Source organism: Pseudomonas schmalbachii (assembly GCF_017589465.1).
In the GTDB taxonomy this organism is placed as follows: domain Bacteria; phylum Pseudomonadota; class Gammaproteobacteria; order Pseudomonadales; family Pseudomonadaceae; genus Pseudomonas; species Pseudomonas schmalbachii.
Genome location: NZ_JAELYA010000001.1, coordinates 133,835 through 157,506 on the forward strand (window position 1 = coordinate 133,835; position 23,672 = coordinate 157,506).

The following is a 23,672-nucleotide window of genomic DNA, read 5'->3' on the forward strand; positions in this document are numbered from 1 at the left end:
AACATGAGCTTCTTCATCGACCGCCTGCGCTACCTGGTCAAGCGTCCGCCGGAATTCGCCGGCAGCCACGGCGAAACCCGCGACGAGAGCCGCGACTGGGAAGACGGCTACCGCCAGCGCTGGCAGTTCGACAAGATCGCCCGCTCCACCCACGGGGTGAACTGCACCGGCTCGTGCAGCTGGAAGATCTACGTGAAGAACGGCCTGGTGACCTGGGAAACCCAGCAGACCGACTACCCGCGAACCCGCCCCGACCTGCCCAACCATGAGCCCCGCGGCTGCCCGCGCGGGGCCAGCTACTCCTGGTACCTGTACAGCGCCAACCGGCTCAAGTACCCCATGGTGCGCAAGGCGCTGGTGCAGCTCTGGCGCGAGGCGCTGGCGACCCACAGCGATCCGGTGCTGGCCTGGGCGAGCATCGTCGAGGACCCGCAGAAGGCGAAGCAGTACAAGTCCATCCGTGGCCGCGGCGGTTTCGTGCGCACCGACTGGGACGAAATGCAGACCCTGGTCGCCGCCGCCAACGTCTACACCGTGAAGACCTACGGCCCGGACCGCGTCGCCGGCTTCTCGCCGATCCCGGCGATGTCGATGGTGTCCTACGCCTCCGGCACCCGCTACCTGTCGCTGATCGGCGGGATCTGCCTGAGCTTCTACGACTGGTACTGCGACCTCCCCCCCGCCTCGCCGCAGGTATGGGGCGAGCAGACCGACGTGCCCGAGTCGGCCGACTGGTACAACTCCGGCTACATCATCGCCTGGGGTTCCAACGTCCCGCAGACCCGCACCCCCGATGCGCACTTCTTTACCGAGGTGCGCTACAAGGGCACCAAGACCATCGCTATCACCCCCGACTACGCGGAAATCTCCAAACTCTGCGACGAGTGGATGAGCGCCAAACAGGGCACCGACTCGGCGCTGGCCATCGCCATGGGCCACGTGATCTTCAAGGAATTCCACCTGGAGAAGCCCAGCGCCTATTTCACCGACTACATCCGCCGCTACACCGACATGCCGATCCTGGTGGAGCTGGAAACCCGTGAGGACGGCAGCCTGGTGCCGGGCAAGCAGCTGCGCGCGAGCGACTTCGCCGGCAATCTGGAGCAGGCCAACAACCCCGAGTGGAAGACCATCGCCTGGGACGAAGGCGCCGACCGGCTGGTGGTGCCGCGCGGCTCCATCGGTTTCCGCTGGGGCGAGAGCGGACACTGGAACCTGGAGCCGGTGGACGCCGACGGCAAGGAAGTGACGCTGTGCCTCTCGCTGCTCGGTCGCCACGACGAAGTGGCGCGGGTGGCCTTCCCCTACTTCGGCGGCATCGAGCGCAAGCACTTCCCCAGCGTGCCGCTGCGCGACGTCATCCATCACCACGTGCCGGCCAAACGCCTGAAGCTGGCCGATGGCCGCGAGGTGCTGGCCGTCACCGTGTTCGACCTGGCCGCCGCCAACTACGGCATCGACCGTGGCCTGACCGCCACCGTTGGCGGTGCCGGCGAAGATGACGGCGCCAGCGACTACGGCCAGCTCAAGCCGTATACCCCGGCCTGGCAGGAGGCGATCACCGGGGTGCCGGCGGCGCAGATGATCCGCATCGCCCGCGAGTTCGCCGAGAACGCCGACAAGACCCACGGCCGCTCCATGATCATCGTCGGTGCCGGGATGAATCACTGGTACCACATGGACATGAACTACCGCGGGCTGATCAACATGCTCATCCTCTGCGGTTGCATCGGCAAGAGCGGCGGCGGCTGGTCGCACTATGTCGGCCAGGAGAAGCTGCGCCCGCAGACCGGCTGGACGCCCCTGGCCTTCGCCCTGGACTGGCATCGCCCGCCGCGCCACATGAACGGCACGTCGTTCTTCTACAACCACTCCAGCCAGTGGCGTTACGAGAAGCTGGAAGTGAGCGAGCTGCTCTCCCCGCTGGCCCGCCCGCAGGACTTCAGCGGCAGCCTGGTGGACTTCAACGTGCGCGCCGAGCGCATGGGCTGGCTGCCCTCCGCGCCGCAGCTGGGCATCAACCCGCTGCGCCTGGCGGCCGCCGCCCAGGCCGCCGGCAAGAGCACGGTGGACTACACCGTCGAACAACTGAAAAGCGGCCAGCTGCGTTTCGCCAGCGAAGACCCGGACAACCCGCAGAACCACCCGCGCAACCTGTTCGTCTGGCGCTCCAACCTGCTTGGCTCCTCCGGCAAGGGCCATGAGTACATGCTCAAGTACCTGCTCGGCACGAAGAACGGCGTGCTCGGCAAGGATCTGGGCGAGTCCGGAAAACAGAAGCCCGAGGAAGTGGTGTGGAAGGACGAACCCATCGAGGGCAAGCTCGACCTGCTGGTGACCCTGGACTTCCGCATGTCCACCACCTGCCTGTACTCGGACGTGGTGCTGCCCACCGCCACCTGGTACGAGAAGGACGACCTCAACACCTCCGACATGCACCCGTTCATCCACCCGCTCACCGCCGCCACCGACCCTGCCTGGGAAGCGCGCAGCGACTGGCAGATCTACGACGGCATCGCCCGCGCTTTCGCCCGCCTGTGCGTCGGCCACCTGGGCGAGGAAACCGACCTGGTGACCCTCCCCCTGCAGCACGACAGCCCCGGCGAGCTGGCCCAGCCCGAGGTGCGTGACTGGAAGAAGGGCGAGTGCGAACCGATCCCCGGCAAGACCATGCCCTCGCTCATCGAGGTCAAGCGCAACTACCCGGAAACCTACGAGCGCTTCAGCTCCGTCGGCCCGCTGCTGGACGATATCGGCAACGGCGGCAAGGGCATCGCCTGGCAGACCCAGGAGGAAGTCGACCTGCTCGGCAAGCTCAACTACCGCAAGCTCGACGGCTCGGCCAAGGGCCGGCCGAAACTGGACTCGGCAGTGGATGCTGCGGAGATGATCCTCGCCCTGGCGCCGGAAACCAACGGCCAGGTGGCGGTGAAGGCCTGGGCGGCGTTGTCGAAGATCACCGGGCGTGACCACACCCACCTGGCGCGGCCCAAGGAAGAAGAGAAGATCCGCTTCCGCGACCTGGTCGCACAACCGCGCAAGATCATTTCCAGTCCCACCTGGTCGGGCCTGGAAGACGAGCACGTCAGCTACAACGCGTGCTACACCAACGTCCACGAGCTGATCCCCTGGCGCACCCTCACCGGCCGCCAGCAGTTCTACCAGGACCACCCCTGGATGCGTGCCTTCGGTGAGAGCCTGATGGTCTATCGCCCGCCCATCGATACCAAGGCCGCCGCCAGCGTCGCCGCGCCGAAGGGCAACGGCAACCCGGAGATCGCCCTGAACTGGCTGACTCCGCACCAGAAATGGGGCATCCACTCTACCTACAGCGACAACCTGCTGATGCAGACCCTCTCGCGCGGCGGGCCCATCGTCTGGATCTCCGAGGACGACGCGCGCTCCATCGGCGTCGCCGACAACGACTGGATCGAGCTGTACAACGCCAACGGCGCCATCGCCGCCCGCGCGGTGGTGAGCCAGCGGGTGCGGCCGGGCATGGTGATGATGTACCACGCCCAGGAACGCATCCTGAACATACCGGGCTCCGAGGTGACGGGCACCCGTGGCGGCATCCACAACTCGGTCACCCGGGTCTGCCCCAAGCCGACCCACATGATCGGCGGCTACGCCCAGCTCTCCTACGGTTTCAACTACTACGGCACCGTCGGCTCGAACCGCGACGAATTCGTCATCGTGCGCAAGATGCGCAACATCGACTGGCTCGACGGCGAAGGCAACGACTACCAGCAGGAGGCCGTGAAATGAAAATCCGTTCCCAGGTCGGCATGGTCCTGAACCTCGACAAGTGCATCGGCTGCCACACCTGCTCGGTCACCTGCAAGAACGTCTGGACCAGCCGCGAAGGCATCGAGTACGCCTGGTACAACAACGTCGAGACCAAGCCCGGCATCGGCTATCCCAAGGAATGGGAGAACCAGAAGAAATGGAACGGCGGCTGGGTGCGCAACGCCGACGGCTCGATCAACCCGCGCATCGGCGGCAAGTGGCGGGTGCTGGCGAACATCTTCGCCAACCCCGACCTGCCGGAAATCGACGACTACTACGAGCCCTTCACCTTCGACTACCAGCACCTGCACAGCGCCAAACAGGGCGAGCACCAGCCAGTGGCGCGGCCGCGCTCGCTGATCTCCGGGCTGCGGATGAACAAGGTGGAATGGGGGCCGAACTGGGAGGAACTGCTGGGCACCGAGTTCGCCAAGCGCCGCAAGGACATCAACTTCGACCAGGTCCAGGCGGACATCTACGGGCAGTTCGAAAACACCTTCATGATGTACCTGCCGCGTCTGTGCGAGCACTGCCTGAACCCGGCGTGCGTGGCCTCCTGCCCGAGCGGCGCGATCTACAAGCGCGAGGAGGACGGCATCGTCCTGATCGACCAGGACAAGTGCCGCGGCTGGCGCATGTGCATCTCCGGCTGCCCGTACAAGAAGATCTATTACAACTGGAAGAGCGGCAAATCCGAGAAATGCATCTTCTGCTACCCGCGCATCGAGACCGGCCAGCCAACCGTCTGCTCCGAGACCTGCGTCGGGCGCATCCGCTACCTCGGCGTGCTGCTCTACGACGCCGACCGCATCGAGGAAGTGGCCGCCTCGGCGGATGACCGCGACCTCTACCACCGCCAGTGCGAGATCTTCCTCGATCCCAACGATCCGGAAGTGATCGCCCAGGCCCGCAAGGATGGCGTGCCCGACAACGTGATCGCCGCCGCCCAGGCCTCGCCGGTGTACAAGCTGGCCATCGACTGGCAACTGGCCCTGCCGCTGCACCCGGAATACCGCACGCTGCCGATGGTCTGGTACGTGCCGCCGCTCTCCCCCATCCAGTCCGCCGCCGAGGCCGGCCACGTGGAGTTCGACGGAGTCCTGCCGAAGGTCGAGTCGCTGCGCATTCCCGTGCGCTACCTGGCCAACATGCTCACCGCCGGCGAGGAAGCGCCCGTGGTGCTGGCCCTCAAGCGGCTGATGGCGATGCGCGTATACATGCGCGCCAAGCACGTGGACGGCACCCTGAACGCCGAAGTGCTGCAGCAGGTCGGCCTGAGTCAGCGGCAGGTGGAAGAGATGTACCGCTACCTGGCCATCGCCAACTACGAGGACCGCTTCGTCATCCCCACCGGCCACCGCGAGCATGTTCCCGAGGCCTATGCCGAACGCAGCGGCTGCGGCTTCACCTTCGGCGACGGCTGCAACGGCGGCAACAACCAGGTCAGCCTGTTCGGCGGGCGCAAGCAGACCACCACGCTGGTCAAGCCGGTGCAGACCTTCGATCCGGTGGAGGACAGCCGCCATGGGTAACTACGAACCCTGCGATGGCCCGGCAGTGGGCCTGCTCAGCCTGCGCGTGCTGGCGCGGCTGCTCGACTACCCCAGCGCCGAACTGCAGGCCGCCAGCGCCGAGGCGATCGCCATCCTCGGCGCCGAGGAGCGCCTGCCCGCCCCGCTGCGCGAGCAACTCGCCCAGTGGTGCCGGGAGCTGGCCGGCGGCGACCTGCTGGACCTGGAGGAAGCCTACGTCGAGCTCTTCGACCGTGGCCGCGCCACCTCGCTGCTGCTCTTCGAGCACGTGCACGGCGAATCCCGCGACCGCGGCCAGGCCATGGTCAACCTGCTGGCCGAGTACGAGGCCGCCGGCTTCCAGCTCGACGCCCGCGAACTGCCGGACCACCTGCCGCTGTTCCTGGAATACCTGTCCACCCGCAATCACGAAGAGATCGGCCAGTGGCTGGGCGATATCCAGCACATCCTCGCCCTGCTGGCGGCGCGGCTGGAAGAGCGCAACACCCGCTACGCATTGGTGCCCCGCGCCCTGCTCGCGCTGATCGGCGCCACCGACGCCATCGACGAGCAGCGCTCCACGGTCTCGACCGAACAGCCGGACAACACACCCCAGGCGCTGGACGCGGTGTGGGAGGAAGAGGCGGTGCGCTTCAACGCCGAAACCGACAAGGACTGCAGCCTGCAGTCCGCCGAAGGCCGGAGGCTCGCCGAGCGCAAGTACGAGACGCTGCCCCAGGTCATCCAGGTCATGCCGTCCGCCGGCCAATGAACGGAGGCTCATCATGTTCGAGGACTACCTGCTCCACCTCATCTACGGCTTCTACCCCTACCTCGCCGGCACCGTGTTCCTGCTCGGCAGCCTGCTGCGCTATGACTACGGCCAGTACACCTGGAAGACCGGTTCCAGCCAGATGCTCTCGACCAGGCACATGCGCCTGGCGAGCAACCTGTTCCACATCGGCATCCTGGCGATCTTCTTCGGCCACCTGATCGGCCTGCTGACGCCGCACTGGGTGTACGCGCCATTCATGTCCGCCGGCAACAAGCAGCTCATGGCCATCGTCTTCGGCGGCGTGGCCGGCGTGCTCTGCGTGATCGGCGGCGCCATGCTGCTCTGGCGCCGCCTGTTCAACCCGCGGGTACGCGCTTCCTCCAGCGTGATGGACAACCTGATCATCGCCCTGTTGCTGCTGCAGGCGATCCTCGGGCTGATCACCATCTTCTTCTCGCTGCACCACCTGGACGGCGGCATGATGCTGCTGCTGGCCAACTGGGCTCAGTCCATCGTGTTCTTCCGTGGCGACGCGGCCAGCTTCCTGGTCGGGGCGCCGCTGATCTTCAAGCTGCACATCTTCATCGGCCTGACCATCATCCTGCTGTTCCCCTTCACCCGCCTGGTGCACGTCTGGAGCATTCCGCTGGGCTACCTCGGGCGCAACTACCAGATCGTCCGCCGACGCGGCTGAGGAGTGCAGACATGGACATGATCGCAGTCGAGAACCTGCCCCCTACCCCTGTGCCGGTGATCCGGGTCGGCGACACGCGGCTCACTGAGGCCGACATCGCCCGGGAAACACCCTTCCATCCGTCCTCTACGCTGGCCGAAGCCCAGCTTAATGCGGCCCGCGCCCTGGTGGTGCGCGAATTGCTGGCGCAGCGCGCCGCCATGCTCGGCCTCACGGCGGACAGCGAGGCGGAAAACGACCAGGCGGTGGCCACCCTGCTGGAACGCGAGTTGAACGTGCCGGAACCGGACGAAGCCGCCTGCCGTCGCTATTTCGACACCCACCGCGAGCGCTTTTCCGAGCCGACCCGGCTGCGCGTCCGGCACATCCTGCTGCCGGCCGCCCCCGAGGACGCCCGTGCCCGCGACGCGCACTACCGGCTCGGCGAGAAGCTGCTGCGCGAACTCGGCGAGCACCCCGAGCGCTTCACCGAGCTGGCCCAGCGGCACTCCGCCTGCCCGTCGAAGGACGAAGGCGGCGACCTCGGCTGGCTGACCTCCGGCCAGACCGTCGCCGAACTGGACCAGGCGCTGCAGCGGTTGCCGGTCGGGCTGCATGAGCGGCCGCTGGCGTCTCGCTACGGCTGGCACCTGGTGAGCATCGACGAGCGCCAGGAACGCAAGCCCCTGCCCTACGCCCAGGTCGCCAGCAGGGTGCGCTACAGCTTGCGCGAGGAATCGACCCGCCACGCCCTGCGCCAGTATCTGCTGGCGCTGGAGGCAGAACTTGGCGTCGAGGGCTTCAGCCTCGCCGAAGACCCGAGCGCACCGCCCGCTTCGAGATGATCGATCGCCATCCGGCCCTGGTGACGGAGCCAGGGCCGGGAGGATGTTTCCACAACTGTCGACCACATCCCCGGCCTTTTCGATCGCAGGGCTTAGAAGCGATAGTCCATACCCACGCTCAAACTACGGCCGTTGCCGCTCAGGAAGGTGGGCTGGCTGGCGTCGGCGCGATTGCGAATCGCGTAGCTGCTGGCGTAAACCTCATCGGCCAGGTTGTCGCCTTGCAGATAGACGGACAGCTCCTCATTCGCCTTGTAGCTCGCCTTGAGACCCCAGAGCGCGTAGGAGTCCTGGTAGTTGTCGCGAGTATTGGCGTGGTCGGTCGGGGTGTCCTGCGGCAGCCAGCGCAGGTTCGGGCCGATGCTCCATGGGCCTCGACGATATAGCAGCTCCGCCGCCCACAGCTGGCGAGGCACGCCCGCAATCTGGTTGCCTTCGAACTCGCCTCCACGGAAGCGGAAGTCGCTGAAGGTCCAGGCCAGACGGTAGGCCAGATCCCCACCGATGCTGGAGGAAGTCGGCAGTACACCATTCAGCCCCGCCTCCACACCCTGGTGGCGAGTGCCGGAACCATAGTTGTAGGTCCCCACCTTGACGCCCAGGCTGTCACTGGTGGAAATCAGCTCGTCCTCCACGTCACTGCGATACAGCGACAGGCTCCACTGGTTCGGGCCGATGCGGCCCTGACCACCAATCTCGTAGGTGGTGGCACGCTGCACGTCGAGATCGACCAGTTGCGCCGTGGCCAGGGCGGGAGCGGTCGGCGGCACTTCGGCGGTGACGATTTCCCAGAAGGTTGGCGCCTCGTGGCTCCGGCTGATGTTGGCGTACCAGCGCTGGTTTTCGCTGGGTGTCCAGTTCAGGCCGATCTTGGGCGTGGAGTAGTTCCATCCCTGGTCCAGCTTGTTGCCGCTATCGCGCGACCGTGCATCGCGGCTGACATCGCTCCACTTCACCTCGGTCACCAGCGTCCACTGCTCGGCCAGATGCCAATCCAGCCCCGCCAGCAGATCGAGGTTGCGCGCTGCCAGATCGAAGTCGCCGAAACGCTGCAGGCGCTGGCCATTCTGAGGACTGTTGGCATAAAGCTCACGACGCATGTCGCTGTAGGACCAACTGGCGCCCAGTCGATAGCCGAACAGGCGCTGCTCACCCGCCAGCTGCCATTGGGCACCCATGGTGTCGCTGTCGGTCAGGGTGTGACTGAGCGGATCGGTGAAATCATCCACCGTGTTTTGCCCGTAGACACCGAAACTCTGCTGCCAGCCCTCGCCGCTCCACAGTGTGCGGTTGGCCAGGCGCAACTGCTGGGTGTCCCGGTGCGGGTCGCGCCGGTAGATATTGAGCAGGCGGTCCTGCGGGGTATTGCCGTCGCCCAGCACGCTGCGCGGGTCATCTTCCAGGCGCGACTTGGTGATGACGTTGGGGATCTCGAAAGTCAGATCGCTCCACGACAGGTAGCTGCGGTTCTGCACGCCATTGCCCAGGTCCAGGCCGAAGTTGCTCTGTGCCACGGTGCGATGGGAGGCGGAATGGTGGCGATAACCGTCGTATTCGTCATGGCTGACACTCACTCGCGCATCATGCCCGCCCTCCGCCAGACCGGCCGCAGCCTGGAGTCCATGGCGGCCGAAGCTGCCGCTTTCCAGGCGCAGTCGGCCAGCTTCGTCGCTACCGGTCAGCGAATTGAACTCCAGCTCGCCGCCGAGTGTGGTGGCGCCAGGACTGCCGGCATTGGCGCCGCGCCGGGCACTGATCCAGGCGGCATTGCGCGGCTCCAGCAGGCCAATGACGAACGAGCCATCGGCCTCGTTGAGCGGAAGGCCATCCTGCAGCAGCAGAACGCCGCGATTGACCGGATTGCTCTGGACTCCCGAGCCGCGAATATTCAGGCGCGGCTGATCGGTACCGCCGAAGAAGTCCTGGATGATCAGGCCCGGTTGATAGTCCAGCGCATCACGCAGGGTCGCCAGGCGCGTCTCGCGTTGCGGTTCGGCCAGGTTGGTGCCGCCCGGCACGCGGGCCAGGCGTTCGCGCTCCGCCTCGACCGACAGGCTGGCCGGCACCTGGCGCTGCTCGCTGATCTGCATCGGCTCAAGTTCCACTCTGTCCTCGGCCACTGCCGAAAGGGGCAGCAGGCCAACGACCAGCAGGGGAAATGAGAGTCTCGGATGAATGGAACGACTCATGGCTAAACTCCGTTAGCTGAAAAACTGGATCACCAGCTCAGGTAGAACATGCCCTTGGCCAACAGAACGATGCCGACCATGTGGGTGAAGACGCTCAGGTGAATTCGGCGGAAGTACTTCGAGTTCATGCGCCCGCTGAACAGCAGGTACATGGCGGTGAAGAAGTGCCCGAGCACGCTCAGGGCGAGGAGCATCTTCAAACTCAGCAAGGTGCCGAATGAGGACGCCAGCGGGTTGGCCAACTGCGGCAGGTAACGCACCCAGACCATGCCGAGGCCGGCGCTGAACAGCACGAGCAGTACCCAGGGCATCAGCCGGCGCGCACGCTTTCCTATGCCCTGCTCGACCTCACGCATCACGGCGGGCGGCACGTGCTTGCGCACGCCCTCGAGTATCAGCACCTCGAAGAACACCGTGCCGATGAACATCAGTGCGGCGAAGAGGTGCAGGGTCAGCAGAATGGGATAGATCATGATGTGGGGGCCTCCAGGGCCAGCAGGGTCTGATGAAGTGCCTCCAGCGTCTGCTCCGGTGCATGACTGGCAAGGTCGAATGCCTGCAGCGAGCCGGAGTTCAGCAGCACGAAGCGATCGACCAGCCCCACCAGCTCGCCGGGGTGATGACTGACGCACAGCAGAGCCGCGCCCGACTGATCGAGCCACTCGCGACAGAGTTCGATGACTGAATTGCGCAGGGCCGGGTCCAGCGCGCTGAAGGGCTCGTCGAGCATCAAAAGATCAGGCTCGACCGACAGCGCGCGAGCCAGCGCCACGCGCTGCGCCATGCCGCCTGAAAGCTGGTTTGGCCAGGCATCCACGTACGCGCTCAGGCCGACCCGCTCCAGCCAGTCGGCCGCCAGGCGCCGAGCCGCCGCCTTGGCATGTCCGGCCGCACGCAGGGGAATTTCCAGGTTCTCGCTGACCCGGCACCACGGCAGCAGGCGCGGCTCCTGGAAGGCCAGAACCGAATGCCGGAACGTATTGCCGTACGTGCCCCGCTGTACGCCCAGGATGCCGGCGGCCAGGCTCAGCAGGCAGCTCTTGCCAGCGCCGCTGGGCCCGAGAATGCCCACCCGCTCGCCGGCCAGAACCTGGAAGTCGACATGGGCCAGCACGGATCGTCCACCCAGAGTCAGGTCCACAGCGCGCAGTTCAAGCATGGGCAGGCTCCTGCCAACGTCCCATGCGGCGTTGCAACGGTTGCAACAGAGCGAACTCCAGCCCGGCGACCAGCAACAGAATCAGCAACGTCCAGGCATACAAGCCGGCGCTATCGAAGGTGCTGCGCGCGTTGGCCAGCGCGAAGCCGGCACCGCTCTCGGCGCCCAGGACTTCGGCCATCACCACCAGCCGCACACCACCACAGGTAGCGATCAGCAGCGCTGCACCCAGCGGTGCGGTCAGGGCGGGAACATACAGGTGACGCAGCTTCTGCCAGGCGCCGAAGCGGTATACCCGGGCCATTTCCAGCAGGTCCCGGTCCACCATCAGCATGCCCTTGACGGTATTCACGTACATGCCCGGCGCCAGCATCAGCACGCTGATGAACACCACCATCGCCGATCCCAGGCCGAACCAGAGCATCGCCAGCACGACCACTACCACCGGCGGTGTAGCCATCAATAGCCAGCGCAGCGGCTCCAGCAGCCCACGCAGCCGCGCATCGAGGCCAGCCATCAACCCCAGGCTGAAACCCAGCAGACACCCCAGGCCAACCCCGAGACCGATGCGCAACAGGCTGGCACCGGCATGCAGGCGAAAGTCCGCCTCGAACGGCAGCCGCCACATCGCATCCAGCGTCTGCAACGGCGTAGCCATCAGCAGCGGCCCCAGGCGCAGCGCCAGCAACTGCCAACCGAGCAACATCAGGAGGCCGCCCAGCAAGGCCCAGAGTCGTGATGTGGGGCGCAGGTTTCTCATGCTCATGGCCCGTAGAACCCGGCAGCCGGCATGGCGCCACCGATGGACTGCGGATGCCGTTCGGCGATGAGCCGATAGAGCGCTTCGAGCTGCTGCCGCGTCTGGCTGGCGGTGCGGCTTTCCAGGCGGGTGACACGGATCGAATCGGCGATGGCCGCGACCGGCAGGTACGGCAGATGCCGGTGTACCAGTTCGGCGCAGTTATCGGGAAATGCACTGCACCAGCGCGCCGAGTCGGCATACGCCGAGACCACCGCACGCGACAGTTCGGTCTCGCCAGCCATCCGCGCGCTGGTCATGAGGCCCGCCTGGGGCAGTTCGGGTTGCTGCGCAAAGGCCTGTTTCCAGGCGCTTTCCAGGCTTTGCACGCGGAACAGTGGAGCGCCCTTCTGCTGCTGGTTACGCCAGAGCAGCAGCGATACGCCCGGTTCGACCAACAACGCATGGTCGGCGCGTCCGGCCAGCAGCAGCGCCTGCGCATCCTGGCCATCGCGCACGGGGCGCAGGGTCAGGTCCCTGCCCGCCTGCAAGCCATGGCTGCGCAACAGCTCATCGACCAGAACCGCCGGCAGATCCCGCTGGAACGGCAGCACCAGCTCCTTGCCGGTCAGGTCGGCGAAGCTCTTCACGGACGGGTCCCGGCTGACCAGCCAGATGATTCCCCATACCGACACGTTCAACAGCTTCACCGGCTGGCCGCGCCCTGCCATCAGTGCCGGCAGATTGACCGGGGCCGCGCTGAAGTCGATCTCGTCCTTGGCCAGCAGTACGCGCAGTTGATCGGGGTTCTGCCACAGGCGGAACTCAACGCGCTCCGCCTGATCTTTCAGCGCCCCGCTCTCGATCATGTGCAGCAGCGGGAAGCTGACCACCGCGGCAGGACCGGCCAGTCGCAGTACGGCTTCCTTCGCTTCGATCGCCGGGGCGGCGAATGCACCGAATACTGCCAGCCAGAGGGAGGCCGCCAGTGTGATGGCCTGATGATTGCCATGTATGCGAATACGTCTTATCTTCATTCGCACATCATCACAGCCAGCACGCCAGCTACGAATGACAAATGTTAAGTCTCAGGCGGACATCGGCGAGTGCCGGCGCCTGCTCTCCTCGCTCCCGCTATTCGCCGACCTCCCGCACGACCTGATCTCGATCCTTGTCGAATCGGCCAGCCATCTGCGGGCCACCAGCGGGAACATGCTGTTCCGCGAGGGCGACCAGGCAGAGCACTACCTGCTGGTGAGCCACGGATGCGTAGAGATGATGCGCTTCACCAGTGACGGCGAAGAACGCGTTTTCCATCTGTTTCGTGAGGGGCAGTTGATCGCCGAGGCAGCCATGTTCATGCCTCACGGGCGGTATCCGATGAATGCCCGGGCACAATGCGACTGCGCCTGCTATCGCCTGAGCCGGAAGGCGCTGCGCCGTGCCTGCGAGAGCCATCCGGCGCTGGCCATGCGTATGCTGGAAAGCCTCAGCCAGCGCCTGTACCGGCAGGTCAACGAAGTGGACTGGTTGACCGCCAGTTCGGCATCACAGCGCCTGGCGGCCTATCTGCTGGCCCTGCATCGGCACCAGGGCGAAGATCTCCTGCTGCCGATCAGCCAGCGCCAGCTCGCCATCCAGTTGGGAATACGCCCGGAATCGCTCAGCCGCCTGTTGTCCGACTGGCAACAGGCAGGGCACATTCGCGGCCGCTTGCGCCAATGGCACCTCTGCGACCTGCCCTATCTCAACCAACTGGCCAGCGCTGCCGTTCGCGCCTTCTGAAACGCGCCGACATCACCGGGCGTCTTCGACCAGCAAGGCAGCCGCGCCTGCGTAGCGTTGGCCTGGAGCGAGCCGCAGCCCATTGGCTGCGGCTCATGGTCTCTCGTTGCTGCATCGCGAAGGCTCTATGATCGGTCTTTTTATCTTCCGAACGGAAAGGAGTCCCGTCATGCATCGCCGTTTCTCATCGCTTTCCCGTCTGGGTCAGGGCGTGGCTGCAACACTGTGCGCCGCCGTCTTCGGCAGCATCGGCATCGCCCAGGCTGCCGGCTTTACATTGAGCAGCCCGACAATCAAGCCCGACAGCCAGCTCACCGAGGCCCAGGTGTTCAACGGCTTCGGATGCAGCGGCAAGAACGTCTCACCGGCGTTGAAGTGGAGCGATGCGCCCGCCGACACGAAGAGCTACGCCCTCACCGTCTACGATCCCGACGCACCGACTGGTTCGGGCTGGTGGCACTGGGTGGTCTACAACATCCCGGCCAACGCGAGCGAGCTGCCCGAAGGCATAGGCACAGCCGATGGCAAACGGCTGCCTGCGGGCGCGGTGCAGGGCCGTACCGACTTCGGCGCACCGGGCTTCGGCGGCGCCTGCCCACCGCAGGGCGACAAGCCGCACCGCTATATCTTCACGCTGTATGCACTGAAGACCGACAAGCTCGACGTACCGTCCGACGCGACCGCTGCGCTGGTAGGCTTCATGATTAACGCGAACCAACTGGGCAAGGCGAGCTTCACTGCCACCTATGGCAGGTAAAGGCGCCGATCGCTGACCGACAGACTGCGGTCATCAAGCTCTTGATGACCGCAGCAGAAAAACATGAGCACTTGCCTCCAGCTAAGTACCGCGTTTCAGCAGCATCTTCTCGATATGTCCGATGGCCGCCCGTGGCTTGAGCTTTTTCGGGCAGAACGCGATGCAGTTGTAGATCGAGCGACAACGGAACACGCTGAATGGATCGTCGAGCTCCGACAGCCGCGCCTCGGTGGCCGTATCGCGGGAATCGACAAGGAAGCGGTAGGCATTCAACAGGCCCGCCGGACCTATGAAGCGCTCCGGGTTCCACCACCAGGACGGGCACTGCGTCGAGCAGCAGGCGCACAAGATGCATTCGTACAACCCATCCAGCTTGTCCCGGTCCTCCGGCGACTGCAGCCGCTCGATGGCAGGTGGCGGCTCGTCGTTGATGAGATAGGGCTTTATCCGTTCGTATTGCTTGTAGAACATCGTCATGTCGACGACCAGGTCCCGTATCACGGGCAAGCCGGGCAATGGCCGTATGACGATGTCCACATCGCCCCGAAGGGGCCTGACGGGCTGCCCGGACGGCAGTTGCCCGCCGTCGAGCAACGTCGAGACGCTGGTGATGCAGGCCAGGCAGTTGGCGCCGTTGATGTTCATGCCGTCGGAGCCGCAGACGCCTTCGCGACAACTGCGCCGGTAGGTCAGCGTCGGGTCCTGGGTTTTCAGGTGCTCCAGCAGGTCGAGCACCATCATGTCCTTGCCCGGCTGCAGGTCGCAGGTGTAGTCCTGCAGTCGCGGCGCGTCGTCTTCTTCAGGGAGATACCGGTAGATACGGATTTTCATCTTGTTCGCCCCCGAGCCGATCTCGCTTCGTTGTGACGAACCGGGTCGGGCACGGAACCCGACCCGGTCTCCATTCCATCAGCCCTGCGCCGCGCCATTGCCTGCGGAGCCCTCTCCTGGCGGAGTCGCGAAACGCCGGCGCCATTCGCCGAGTTCCTCCAGACGCGCCTGCAGCGCTCCGTTGATCGTCCCGGCGGGGAAACGTCCCTGCTCGTCGGCGCTGCCCGCGGCGAGTCCGGTGAGCAGTTCCATCGCCTGTTCGACGTGTGTCACCGCATGGACGTGGAAGCGCCCTTCGGCCACCGCGTCCAGCACGCCCTGCTGCAGCATCAGGTGCTTGACGTTGCCCTGCGGGATGATCACGCCCTGGCTGCCGTTCAGGCCGCGCGCTGCGCAGAGGTCGAAGAAGCCCTCGATCTTCTCGTTGACTCCGCCGATGACCTGCAGGCGTCCGTGCTGGTCCACCGAGCCGGTGATGGCGAGGTCCTGGCGCAGCGGTAGCGCGGCCAGTGCCGATTGCAGCACGCAGAGCTCGGCGGCCGAGGCGCTGTCGCCGTCGACTCCGCCGTAGGACTGCTCGAACACCAGGGTAGCGGCGAAGGACAGCGGCTGGCGGCCACCGAAACGGCTGGCCAGGTAGGCGGAAAGGATCAGTACGCCCTTCGAGTGCAGTGCGCCGCCCAGCTCCACCTCTCGCTCGATGTCGACCAGCTTGCCGTCGCCCAGGCGCGCGGTGGCGCTGATCCGTGCCGGATGCCCGAAGGACTGCCCGCCCGCCTGCAGCACCGCCAGGCCGTTGATCTGCGCCACGCAGGTGCCGCTGGTTTCGATATGGCGCAGGCCGCGCAGGGCGGCTTCGAGCAGGCGCTCGCGAATCTGTCCTCCACGGTCCAGGCGCGCCTGCACCGCACGCTCGACATCCTCGCGAAGGATCAGCGAGCGCTGTTGCTCACCGGCCCAGTAGTCGGCCTCGTGCAGCAGATCGAGCAGCCCCTGCATGTTCAGCGACAGCTTCTCGCCATCGGCGGCGGCACGCGTCGCCTGTTCGATCACCCGGCCGATGGCGCGGGCGTCCAGCGCTCGCAACTGGTGCTCACGCTGCAGGGTGGCCAGCAGGCGCGCGTACAGGACAGTGCTCTGCGCGTCCCGGGGCATGTCTTCGGCGAAGTCCGCCTCGACCTTGAACAGCATCGGGAACTCCGGATCGAACTGGCTCAGCAGGTGATAGAGCAGACGGTCGCCGATCAGCACCACCTTCACGTCCAGCGGGATGGGATCGGGCTCCAGCGATATGGTGCTGGCCAGGCTGAGCAACTGCTCGGGGGACTGGATGCGCAACTGGCGGGCCTGCAACGCGCGCTTCAGGGCGTCCCAGGCGAAGGGGGTGGTCAGCAGCTTGCGCACATCGAGCAACAGGTAGCCACCGTTGGCCCGGTGCAGCGCGCCGCCCTTGATCAGGGTGAAATCGGTATGCAGCGTGCCCATCTGCGCCTGGTGCTCGATGCGCCCGAAGAGGTTCTGGTAGATCGGGTGTTCCTCATAGACCAGCGGAGCCACGCTGCTGACACCGTGGTCGACCAGCACGTTGACGAAATAGCGGTTGAACGGCGTCAGGCGCTGGTGTTCGAGCAGTTGCAGTTGTTCGGCCGGTGCCGAGCCGAACAGCTCCAGGCCCTTTTCGATCAGGTCGCGCTTGACCTCGTCGAGGAACGACGCAACCTGATCGAGATGCGCGTAGCGGATTTCCAGGTGGTTGAACTGGCGGTCCACGGTGGTGCGCGCCACCGCCTGGTTGAGCTGTTCGATCTGCAGGTCGTGATCGCGGCTGGCCTGGGCCAGTTGCTGCAACGTCTGGCGCAGCAGCTGGCTCAGGTGCTCCATATGCTCGTTGATCCGTTGCTTTTCCGCCTCGGGGAGCTTGTTGAAGGCCTCGGCGTCAAGCACCTCGTCGTTCTTCATTGGCGCCAGGGAGAAGCCCGTCGGCGTGCGCAGCAGGATGATGCCCGCCTCTTCCGCCTGGCTCTCGACATTGCTGAACAGCTGCTTTTCGCGGTTCTTGAACTTGTCCTTGATGCTCTGCACGGCATCGCGGTACTCGTTGCTGGCGAAGACCGCCGGCAAGGCCGTGAGCAGTGACCGCACCAGCGCCCGCAGGTCATTGTCCAGGCCGCAGCCGGTGCCGGCAGGCACGCGCAGTACGCGCGGCTTGTGCGGCGTGCGGAAGTTGTGGACGTAGCACCAGTCGCTCGGCGCCGCGAGCTGCGGCAACTGGCGGCCGAGCAGTTGGCGGACGATGGCGTGCTTGCCGAGTCCCGGCGAGCCCATCACGTAGAGGTTGTACCCCTCGTGGCGGATGCCCATGCCGAAGCGCAGCGCGCCCAGCGCCCGCTCCTGGCCCAGGCCGGAATCCAGGTCGGCGAGTTCGTCGCTGGTGGTGCAGCCCAGTGCCTCCGGGTCGCAAGCGTGGTAGAGCTGTTCGATGGTCAATTCGGGATGCTGCGGCACCTGGCACCTCCTCTGCCCGGGTCGTTCTTCGGGGCTACCTTGATTTAAGTCCATGTCGGCCGGCAGGCCATCGCCGGGCAGCGACGCCGTCCCGTGCGTTCATGCCAGATGCGACTGCAGGTACCCGACCAGATCGTCCAGCCGGTTGAACCGCCAGTAATCCTCCTCCGGGATGCTGACGCCCAGGCGCTGGTGCAGGAGCGCCATGAAGCGCAGCCAGTCCATGGAGTCCAGGTCGACCTCCTCGCGCAGCGGCCGGTCGCTCCGCAGGCTGGCCGGATCGATCTCCGGCGCGATGGTTTTCAGGGCTTGCAGCACCTCGCTGCGGATCGCGGCCTCGTCCATCCTGCACCTCCTCACAAGTCGCCGGGCCGCTGCAGCAGGCGGCGTACCTCGGCAAGGAAACGTCCGCCGTAATGGCCGTCGCTGACCCGGTGATCGGCCGCCAGGGTCGCATTGACCAGCGGCCGTACGCACAGCTCGCCGTCATCGACCCACGGCCGTTCGGCAATGCGACCAAAGCCCACCAGCGCCACTTGCGGCGGGTAGATGACACCGAACACACTCTCCGCCCCCTGGTCGCCGAGCAGGGTGACGGTCAGGCCCGCATCGCCGAGTTCGGAGCTGCGCAGGGAGCCGGCGCGGGCACGTTGTACCAGGTCGGCGAACTCGCCCATCAGGGTCGGCAGGTCCTTGTCCGCGACATCATGCAGGGTCGGAGCGACCAGCCCGCCCTGGCGCAGCGCGATGGCGACGCCCAGGTGGATGCCGCTGGCCGGCTGGAAAGCGCCGTCGCGCCAACAGCCGTTGAGTTGTGGGTAGCCGCGCAGGGCCAGCGCCACTGCCTTCAGCAGGGCCACGGCGGGCAGCAGGCGCTGTTCCGGGGGTAGCGCTGCATTGAACGCCTGCAGCCAGCCCAGCAGCGGTCCCAGGTCCACGCATTCCATCAGGTAATAGTGCGGAATCTCGCGCTTGGAACGACTCATCGCACTGGCGATGGCCTGGCGCATGGCGGCGTTGCGGTCACCCGCAGCAGGCTGCCGTGCCGCCTCGACGTCGCGCAGCGTCACCGCGCCCTGCGGCCCGCTGCCTGGAATGCGTTCGACATCGATGCCCAGCTCGGCGGCACGCAATCGCGCCGCCGGGGAAACCCGTGGGCGGGTGCCGGGCGGCGGTCCGGGCATCGGGCGGGGCGGTTCGGCGACCCTGGCCGGGGCTGCTGGCCGCCTCCGCTTCCGCGCGCTGGCCGCCGTCTCGCCGGCTTCGAGCAGCGTCGCCAGCGGTGTGCCGACCGGCACCTTGACGCCCGGCTCGACCAGCAGCTCGAAGACCTCGCCGGCCTGCCAGCATTCCACGTCCACCGCCGCCTTGGCGGTATCCACCACGGCCACCACCTGACCGCGCTCGACGGTGTCGCCTGGGCGTACCTTCCATTCCAGCAACGTGCCCTCGTCCATGTCGGCGCCCAGCGACGGCAGGCTGAACTCGATCATTTCAGCAACCCCCTGGCCGCCGCGACTATGCCGGGCACCTGTGGCAAGGCTGCCTCCTCCAGGTGTTTGGCATAGGGAATGGGCACCTCTTCGCCGCAGATTCGCGCTGGTGGCGCATCCAGCTCGTAGAAGCCCTGCTCGACGAGGCGCGCGATTATCTCTCCGGACAGCCCGCCGCTGCGCCAGGCCTCGTCGATCACCAGGACCCGGCGGGTCTTGCGCAGCGAGGCCAGCAGGGTGACGTCGTCCAGCGGGCGCAGCACACGCAGGTCGATGACTTCGGCGGAAATGCCCTCCTCCGCCAGTTGCCCGGCGGCGGCCAGCGCCTTGTGCAAGGTGCCGCCATACGCCACCAGGGTCAGGTCGGTGCCCTCGCGACGAACCCGCGCCGAGCGGATATCCACCGGCGCCCCGGCGTCCAGTTCGCCCTCCATGTTGTAGAGCTGGGCATGCTCGAAGATCAGTACCGGATCGGGGTCCTCCAGCGCCGGCCAGAGCATGCCGCGCGCATCCTCCAGGGTGGCCGGGGCGAGGATCTTCATGCCGGGGACATGGGCGAGCCAGCCTTCGAGGCTGTGCGAGTGCTGCGCAGCCAGTTGCCGGCCCGCGCCCGTGGCCATGCGCACGACCAGGGGGACCGAGAACTGGCCGCCGGACATGTGCCGCAGGGTGGCAGCGGTATTCACCAGCGGGTCCAGCGCCAGCAGGCTGAAGTTCACCGTCATGACCTCGACGATCGGCCGCATGCCGCCCAGCGCCGCGCCTATGCCCGCGCCGACGAAGGTCAGCTCGGAGAGCGGGGTGTCGCGGATGCGCTCTTCGCCGAACTCTTCGAGCAGACCCTTGGAAACCGCATAGCTGCCGCCGTAGCGCCCGACATCCTCGCCCATCAGGAACACCCGGTCATCGCGCAGCAGGGCTTCGCGAAGCGCCTCGCGCAGGGCTTCGCGGTAGGTCGTGCGAGTCATGGCGCGCCCTCCTCGGTGTAGACGTCGCTCAGCAGCGTCGCCAGCGGCTCCAGGGTGCCTGCCTCGGCGAAGGCGACCGCTGCCTCGACCTCCCGTTCCACCTCGGCGAGCAGCGCGGCGGAAGCGTCCTCGTCCAGCGTCCCGTCGGCGAGCAACCGCGCGCGGTAGGCCGGTATCGGGTCGCGCCGCTTCCAGCGCTCGACCTCGGCCTTGTCGCGGTAGAGCTCGGGGTCGAACATCGAGTGCGCGCGGAATCGGTAGGTCTGGAACTCGATGAAATACGGCCCCGCCCCGGACCTGACCCACTCCACCGCCCGGCGGCTGGCTTCGTGCACGGCGAGCACATCCATGCCATCCACCGCCTGCGCCTGCATCTTGTAGGCCGATGCCTTGGCGCACAGGTCGGTCTGCGACTGCGAGCGGACCAGGGCGGTGCCCATGGCATAGAGATTGTTCTCGCAGCAGAACAGCAACGGCAGCCGCCAGAGCACAGCCAGGTTCATGGATTCGTGGAAGGCGCCTTCGGCCATCGCACCCTCGCCGAAGAAGCAGGCGACCAGGCGATTGCCGCCCTGCAGGCGCTCGGCCAGGGCCAGCCCCGCTGCCAGCGGCAGACCGCCCCCGACGATGGCGTTGCCGCCGAAGAAGCGCGTGGCCTTGTCGAACAGGTGCATGGACCCGCCCCGCCCACGGGAGCAACCCTCCAGGCGACCGAACATCTCCGCCATGATGGCGTTCATCGATACGCCCTTGAGCAGCGCATGGCCATGCTCGCGATAGGTGGCCACCAGCGCGTCGTCCTCCGCCAGCGCGCGCACGGCGCCGACCGCCACAGCTTCCTCGCCGATGTACAGGTGCAGGAAGCCACGAATCTGTTGCTGGCCGTAGAGCTCGGCGGCGCGTTCCTCGAGCCGGCGGATACGCAGCATGTCGTGCAGCAGGCCCACAGCTTGCGCCTGCGACGGGGGCGATGGTTGTCCGTTCATACCGGGTTCTCCAGTGTCGAGGTATCGCCTTCCGGCAGGCCCAGCTCGCGGGCCTTGATCAGTCGGCGGAGGATCTTGCCGCTGCGGGTGCGCGGCAGGGCGGGAAGGAAGTCCAGTTCCTTCGGCGCAACGACGGCGCCCAGCCGGACCCGCGCGTGGCCGAGCAGCTCGTCCCGCAGGGCGTCGCTGGGATTGAAGCCGGCCTTCAGCGCGACGAACGCCTTGACCCGCTCTCCCAGCAGTTCGTCGGGTTTGCCGATCACCGCCGCCTCGGCCACCGCCGGGTGCTCCATCAGCGCGCTCTCGACCTCGAACGGGCCGATCAGGTGTCCGGCGGACTTGATGACATCGTCGCTGCGGCCGACGAACCAGTAGTAGCCATCGGCGTCGCGCCGGGCCAGGTCGCCGCTGAGATACCAGTCGCCGACGAAGCAGCGCTGGTAGCGCGCTTCCTGGCCGAGGTAGGTGCGAAACATGCCCGGCCATGGTTGCCGGAGCGCCAGTTCGCCGAGCTGGTCGTCGCCGAGCCATTCCAGTGCGCCGTCATCCTTCACCCGCACGATGGCTGCCTCGATGCCCGGTAGCGGCTTGCCCATGGAACCGGGCTTGATCGGCATGGCCAGGGTGTTGGCGATCATGATTCCGCCGGTTTCGGTCTGCCACCAATTGTCGTGGATGGGCAGGCCGAGCACATCCTGGCCCCACCACACCGCCTCCGGATTGAGCGGCTCGCCCACGCTGGCGACGAAACGCAACTGCGGGAAAGCGTGACGCCGTGCCAGTTCCGGCCCTGCCCGCATCAGCATGCGGATCGCCGTGGGCGCGGTGTACCACACGCTGACCCGCTCCCGTTCGAGCGTCGCGTACCAGCGCGCCGCATCGAAATCGCCGGCATCGACGATGCTGGTCACGCCGAGCATCAGCGGAGCGAGGATGCCGTAGGAAGTGCCGGTGACCCAGCCGGGATCGGCGGTGCACCAGTAGATATCGTCCGGGTGCAGGTCCAGCGCGTATTTGCCGGTGACGTAGTGCATCAGCGCCGCGCCATGCACATGCAGGGCCCCCTTCGGCGTGCCGGTGGTGCCGCTGGTGAAATGCAGCAGCGACGGGGTGTCCTCGCTGCAGGACACGACCTCGAAGTCGTCCGGCGCCTCGTCCAGCAACCGGTGCAGGTCAAGGGTGCCGTCCACGGGCGTCGTCTCGCCCTCCCCGTCGTAGACCAGCACCTGTTCCAGCGCCGGCAGGCGCTCGCGCAGCGCCGCCACCTTGCGCCGGTAGAGGCTCCGGCTGGTCAGCAGGACGCGGCACTCGCCCAGGCGCAGGCGTGTTTCCAGGGGCTCGGGGCCGAAGGCGGCGAACAGCGGCGTGACGATGCAGCCGTTCTTCAGTCCTCCCAGCACGCCAAGATACAGCTCGATGCCCCGCTCGCAGAGGACGAACAGCCGGTCCCCCACCGAGAGCCCGAGGCGCTGCAGCACATTGGCGAAGCGGTTGCTCAGGCGACTCAGCTGGGCGTAGCTGACCTCCTGGCGCCCGCCGTCGCGTGCCAGGATGCACAGCGCGGTGTGATCGCACCGCGCACCCAGGGCATGGCGATCGACCGCCTCATGCGCCAGGTTCAGGCCGCCATCGGGCAGGCGCGCCAGCTCGTGCGCGGCGGCCTGCCAGGAGAAACCGGCAGCGGCCTCGGCGCTGTCCGGCCAGTTGGGCTTCACACGCATCGCTTCGGGATGCTTGTCGATTGCAGCTGGACGCATCGTTCACCTCCGGATCGGCTGAGGTTTCAACAGTTCGGCCCGGCTGAACCGACCCGGGTCTGCTACGGGGTCTTCGGCGGCCCGCCGTTGCGGTACTGCTGCTGCCACATCATGTGGTTCATCATCTGCTGCTGCATGTTCATGTACTGGTCCATCATGTACTGGTGCTGCCGCATCTGCTCGGGGGTAAGGTGCGAGTAGTAGCCACGCATGTGCATCCAGCCGCCACCACCGCGCCCCATCATGCCGGGCCCCATTCCCATCCCCATTCCACCGTGGCCCATTCCTGCCGGCCCCATGCCGTGGTCCCAGAGACCATGCATCGTGTCCATGGTGCTGCGCATGCTGATCCAGTGCTCGTCCAGCAGCTTCTGCCTTTCCTTCGGGTCCTGCGTGTTCTGGATCTTCTGCATCTGCTCGTGCATCGCATTCATCTGCTGCTGGATCTTCTCCAGCTGCTTGTCGAACTCCTCGGTATTCGGCGCCCTGGGCGCGTCCTGCGCCGCTGCCTTCCCGTCGGTCTGGGGGTTGGTCTCCGCGCCTGTCACCGAGACCACTGGAGTGCTTGCCAACAGCACCGTTGCCAAGGCCATTGCGATTTTCTTCATGATTTTCCTCCCGGTGCCGGGCTGGATTGCCCGAATGCGTTCGGCCACTTCAAAAAAGCCTGCGCGCCTGGTGCGGAAAAACTTTGATAACAATCAAACCACGTCCATGTCGTTCCCGATGCGGCAACGCGCACCCGCCTACCCTCCCGGCGTCCCTTGCGTGCGCAGGGGGCGCGGCTACACCCCCGCGGATTCTTTGCTAGGGTTAGGGGAAGGAGATGGCATTCCTCCTTCAACCGCCTCGTGCTGATGATGCCTACATGACCATGGACAGCCGCCCCTGAGGGCCCAGGCTGTCCACT

The 23,672-nt window shown here is 66.3% G+C and carries 20 protein-coding genes and 1 riboswitch; of the genes, 7 read left to right on the top strand and 13 right to left on the bottom strand.

From position 1 onward, the window contains the following. The first annotated feature begins 3 nt into the window (after window positions 1-3). The 5 genes from JFY56_RS00635 to JFY56_RS00655 are packed head-to-tail and all read left to right on the top strand — an operon-like array spanning window position 4 to window position 7,593. Window positions 4-3,768 (top strand): nitrate reductase subunit alpha, encoded by a 3,765-nt coding sequence (locus JFY56_RS00635; RefSeq protein WP_208311557.1) that lies wholly within the window; start codon window positions 4-6, stop codon window positions 3,766-3,768. Further along, window positions 3,765-5,321, top strand: coding sequence for a nitrate reductase subunit beta (narH, locus tag JFY56_RS00640; protein WP_208311558.1), 1,557 nt, complete (start codon window positions 3,765-3,767; stop codon window positions 5,319-5,321). The genes JFY56_RS00635 and narH overlap by 4 nt, the downstream gene beginning before the upstream one ends. Further along, complete coding sequence (gene narJ, locus JFY56_RS00645; RefSeq protein WP_208311559.1) at window positions 5,314-6,072, top strand: nitrate reductase molybdenum cofactor assembly chaperone; 759 nt, start codon at window positions 5,314-5,316, stop codon at window positions 6,070-6,072. Before narH ends, narJ begins: the two co-directional genes overlap by 8 nt. A gap of 13 nt (window positions 6,073-6,085) precedes the next feature. Continuing rightward, entirely contained in the window at window positions 6,086-6,769 is a 684-nt protein-coding gene (gene narI / locus JFY56_RS00650; RefSeq protein WP_208311560.1) for a respiratory nitrate reductase subunit gamma, read from the top strand. Between the two features lie 11 nt (window positions 6,770-6,780). Beyond that, window positions 6,781-7,593: a peptidylprolyl isomerase gene (locus JFY56_RS00655; RefSeq protein ID WP_208311561.1), complete on the top strand. Its 813-nt coding sequence runs from the start codon at window positions 6,781-6,783 to the stop codon at window positions 7,591-7,593. Window positions 7,594-7,685: 92 nt separating this feature from the next. On the opposite strand, the gene JFY56_RS00660 is transcribed toward JFY56_RS00655, so the two are convergent. The 5 genes from JFY56_RS00660 to JFY56_RS00680 are packed head-to-tail and all read right to left on the bottom strand — an operon-like array spanning window position 7,686 to window position 12,717. Further along, entirely contained in the window at window positions 7,686-9,782 is a 2,097-nt protein-coding gene (locus JFY56_RS00660) for a TonB-dependent receptor family protein (protein WP_208311562.1), read from the bottom strand. Window positions 9,783-9,811: 29 nt separating this feature from the next. Next, on the bottom strand, window positions 9,812-10,255 hold the full coding sequence (locus JFY56_RS00665) for a CopD family copper resistance protein (RefSeq protein ID WP_208311563.1): 444 nt from the start codon (window positions 10,253-10,255) through the stop codon (window positions 9,812-9,814). Beyond that, on the bottom strand, window positions 10,252-10,941 hold the full coding sequence (locus tag JFY56_RS00670; protein ID WP_208311564.1) for an ATP-binding cassette domain-containing protein: 690 nt from the start codon (window positions 10,939-10,941) through the stop codon (window positions 10,252-10,254). Before JFY56_RS00670 ends, JFY56_RS00665 begins: the two co-directional genes overlap by 4 nt. Then, the gene (locus JFY56_RS00675) at window positions 10,934-11,707 is read right to left on the bottom strand and encodes an ABC transporter permease (protein WP_236032379.1); all 774 of its coding nucleotides are present in this window, start codon (window positions 11,705-11,707) and stop codon (window positions 10,934-10,936) included. The genes JFY56_RS00670 and JFY56_RS00675 overlap by 8 nt, the downstream gene beginning before the upstream one ends. Beyond that, window positions 11,704-12,717: an ABC transporter substrate-binding protein gene (locus JFY56_RS00680; protein WP_236032380.1), complete on the bottom strand. Its 1,014-nt coding sequence runs from the start codon at window positions 12,715-12,717 to the stop codon at window positions 11,704-11,706. The genes JFY56_RS00675 and JFY56_RS00680 overlap by 4 nt, the downstream gene beginning before the upstream one ends. A 34-nt stretch (window positions 12,718-12,751) precedes the next feature. Here JFY56_RS00680 and JFY56_RS00685 point away from each other — a divergent pair, with 34 nt between their 5' ends. Beyond that, the gene (locus tag JFY56_RS00685; protein WP_208311565.1) at window positions 12,752-13,465 is read left to right on the top strand and encodes a Crp/Fnr family transcriptional regulator; all 714 of its coding nucleotides are present in this window, start codon (window positions 12,752-12,754) and stop codon (window positions 13,463-13,465) included. Window positions 13,466-13,634: 169 nt separating this feature from the next. Next, the gene (locus tag JFY56_RS00690; protein WP_208311566.1) at window positions 13,635-14,222 is read left to right on the top strand and encodes a YbhB/YbcL family Raf kinase inhibitor-like protein; all 588 of its coding nucleotides are present in this window, start codon (window positions 13,635-13,637) and stop codon (window positions 14,220-14,222) included. Window positions 14,223-14,303: 81 nt separating this feature from the next. Here the strand turns inward: JFY56_RS00690 and JFY56_RS00695 are convergent, their stop codons facing one another. From JFY56_RS00695 to JFY56_RS00730, 8 genes are all read right to left on the bottom strand, one after another. After that, a complete protein-coding gene (locus JFY56_RS00695; protein ID WP_208311567.1) occupies window positions 14,304-15,053 on the bottom strand; it encodes a succinate dehydrogenase iron-sulfur subunit in 750 nt (249 codons plus the stop codon). Between the two features lie 78 nt (window positions 15,054-15,131). Beyond that, window positions 15,132-17,558 (bottom strand): Lon protease family protein, encoded by a 2,427-nt coding sequence (locus JFY56_RS00700; RefSeq protein WP_208311568.1) that lies wholly within the window; start codon window positions 17,556-17,558, stop codon window positions 15,132-15,134. Between the two features lie 99 nt (window positions 17,559-17,657). Further along, entirely contained in the window at window positions 17,658-17,903 is a 246-nt protein-coding gene (locus JFY56_RS00705; RefSeq protein ID WP_208311569.1) for an acyl carrier protein, read from the bottom strand. Window positions 17,904-17,914: 11 nt separating this feature from the next. Then, a complete protein-coding gene (locus tag JFY56_RS00710) occupies window positions 17,915-19,051 on the bottom strand; it encodes a dihydrolipoamide acetyltransferase family protein (RefSeq protein ID WP_208311570.1) in 1,137 nt (378 codons plus the stop codon). After that, the gene (locus JFY56_RS00715; RefSeq protein WP_208311571.1) at window positions 19,048-20,019 is read right to left on the bottom strand and encodes an alpha-ketoacid dehydrogenase subunit beta; all 972 of its coding nucleotides are present in this window, start codon (window positions 20,017-20,019) and stop codon (window positions 19,048-19,050) included. The genes JFY56_RS00710 and JFY56_RS00715 overlap by 4 nt, the downstream gene beginning before the upstream one ends. Further along, entirely contained in the window at window positions 20,016-21,005 is a 990-nt protein-coding gene (gene pdhA / locus JFY56_RS00720) for a pyruvate dehydrogenase (acetyl-transferring) E1 component subunit alpha (protein WP_208311572.1), read from the bottom strand. The genes JFY56_RS00715 and pdhA overlap by 4 nt, the downstream gene beginning before the upstream one ends. Beyond that, window positions 21,002-22,762 (bottom strand): acetate--CoA ligase, encoded by a 1,761-nt coding sequence (gene acsA / locus JFY56_RS00725; protein WP_208311573.1) that lies wholly within the window; start codon window positions 22,760-22,762, stop codon window positions 21,002-21,004. The genes pdhA and acsA overlap by 4 nt, the downstream gene beginning before the upstream one ends. Before the next feature lie 62 nt (window positions 22,763-22,824). Continuing rightward, window positions 22,825-23,370 carry a hypothetical protein gene (locus tag JFY56_RS00730; RefSeq protein WP_208311574.1) on the bottom strand — a complete coding sequence of 182 codons (546 nt, stop codon included), beginning with the start codon at window positions 23,368-23,370 and terminating at the stop codon, window positions 22,825-22,827. Window positions 23,371-23,575: 205 nt separating this feature from the next. After that, window positions 23,576-23,636: riboswitch (Fluoride riboswitch) on the top strand. The last annotated feature ends 36 nt before the right edge of the window (window positions 23,637-23,672 follow it).

Coding starts and splice junctions, on each gene's coding strand:
- acsA (WP_208311573.1), bottom strand. CDS start 22,762: ATGCGTCCAGCTGCAATCGACAAGCATCCCGAAGCGATGCGTGTGAAG.
- JFY56_RS00665 (WP_208311563.1), bottom strand. CDS start 10,255: ATGATCTATCCCATTCTGCTGACCCTGCACCTCTTCGCCGCACTGATG.
- narJ (WP_208311559.1), top strand. CDS start 5,314: ATGGGTAACTACGAACCCTGCGATGGCCCGGCAGTGGGCCTGCTCAGC.
- JFY56_RS00695 (WP_208311567.1), bottom strand. CDS start 15,053: ATGAAAATCCGTATCTACCGGTATCTCCCTGAAGAAGACGACGCGCCG.
- narH (WP_208311558.1), top strand. CDS start 3,765: ATGAAAATCCGTTCCCAGGTCGGCATGGTCCTGAACCTCGACAAGTGC.
- JFY56_RS00660 (WP_208311562.1), bottom strand. CDS start 9,782: ATGAGTCGTTCCATTCATCCGAGACTCTCATTTCCCCTGCTGGTCGTT.
- JFY56_RS00675 (WP_236032379.1), bottom strand. CDS start 11,707: ATGAGCATGAGAAACCTGCGCCCCACATCACGACTCTGGGCCTTGCTG.
- JFY56_RS00710 (WP_208311570.1), bottom strand. CDS start 19,051: ATGATCGAGTTCAGCCTGCCGTCGCTGGGCGCCGACATGGACGAGGGC.
- JFY56_RS00715 (WP_208311571.1), bottom strand. CDS start 20,019: ATGACTCGCACGACCTACCGCGAAGCCCTGCGCGAGGCGCTTCGCGAA.
- JFY56_RS00655 (WP_208311561.1), top strand. CDS start 6,781: ATGGACATGATCGCAGTCGAGAACCTGCCCCCTACCCCTGTGCCGGTG.
- JFY56_RS00680 (WP_236032380.1), bottom strand. CDS start 12,717: ATGAAGATAAGACGTATTCGCATACATGGCAATCATCAGGCCATCACA.
- JFY56_RS00685 (WP_208311565.1), top strand. CDS start 12,752: ATGACAAATGTTAAGTCTCAGGCGGACATCGGCGAGTGCCGGCGCCTG.
- JFY56_RS00690 (WP_208311566.1), top strand. CDS start 13,635: ATGCATCGCCGTTTCTCATCGCTTTCCCGTCTGGGTCAGGGCGTGGCT.
- JFY56_RS00705 (WP_208311569.1), bottom strand. CDS start 17,903: ATGGACGAGGCCGCGATCCGCAGCGAGGTGCTGCAAGCCCTGAAAACC.
- pdhA (WP_208311572.1), bottom strand. CDS start 21,005: ATGAACGGACAACCATCGCCCCCGTCGCAGGCGCAAGCTGTGGGCCTG.
- narI (WP_208311560.1), top strand. CDS start 6,086: ATGTTCGAGGACTACCTGCTCCACCTCATCTACGGCTTCTACCCCTAC.
- JFY56_RS00730 (WP_208311574.1), bottom strand. CDS start 23,370: ATGAAGAAAATCGCAATGGCCTTGGCAACGGTGCTGTTGGCAAGCACT.
- JFY56_RS00670 (WP_208311564.1), bottom strand. CDS start 10,941: ATGCTTGAACTGCGCGCTGTGGACCTGACTCTGGGTGGACGATCCGTG.
- JFY56_RS00635 (WP_208311557.1), top strand. CDS start 4: ATGAGCTTCTTCATCGACCGCCTGCGCTACCTGGTCAAGCGTCCGCCG.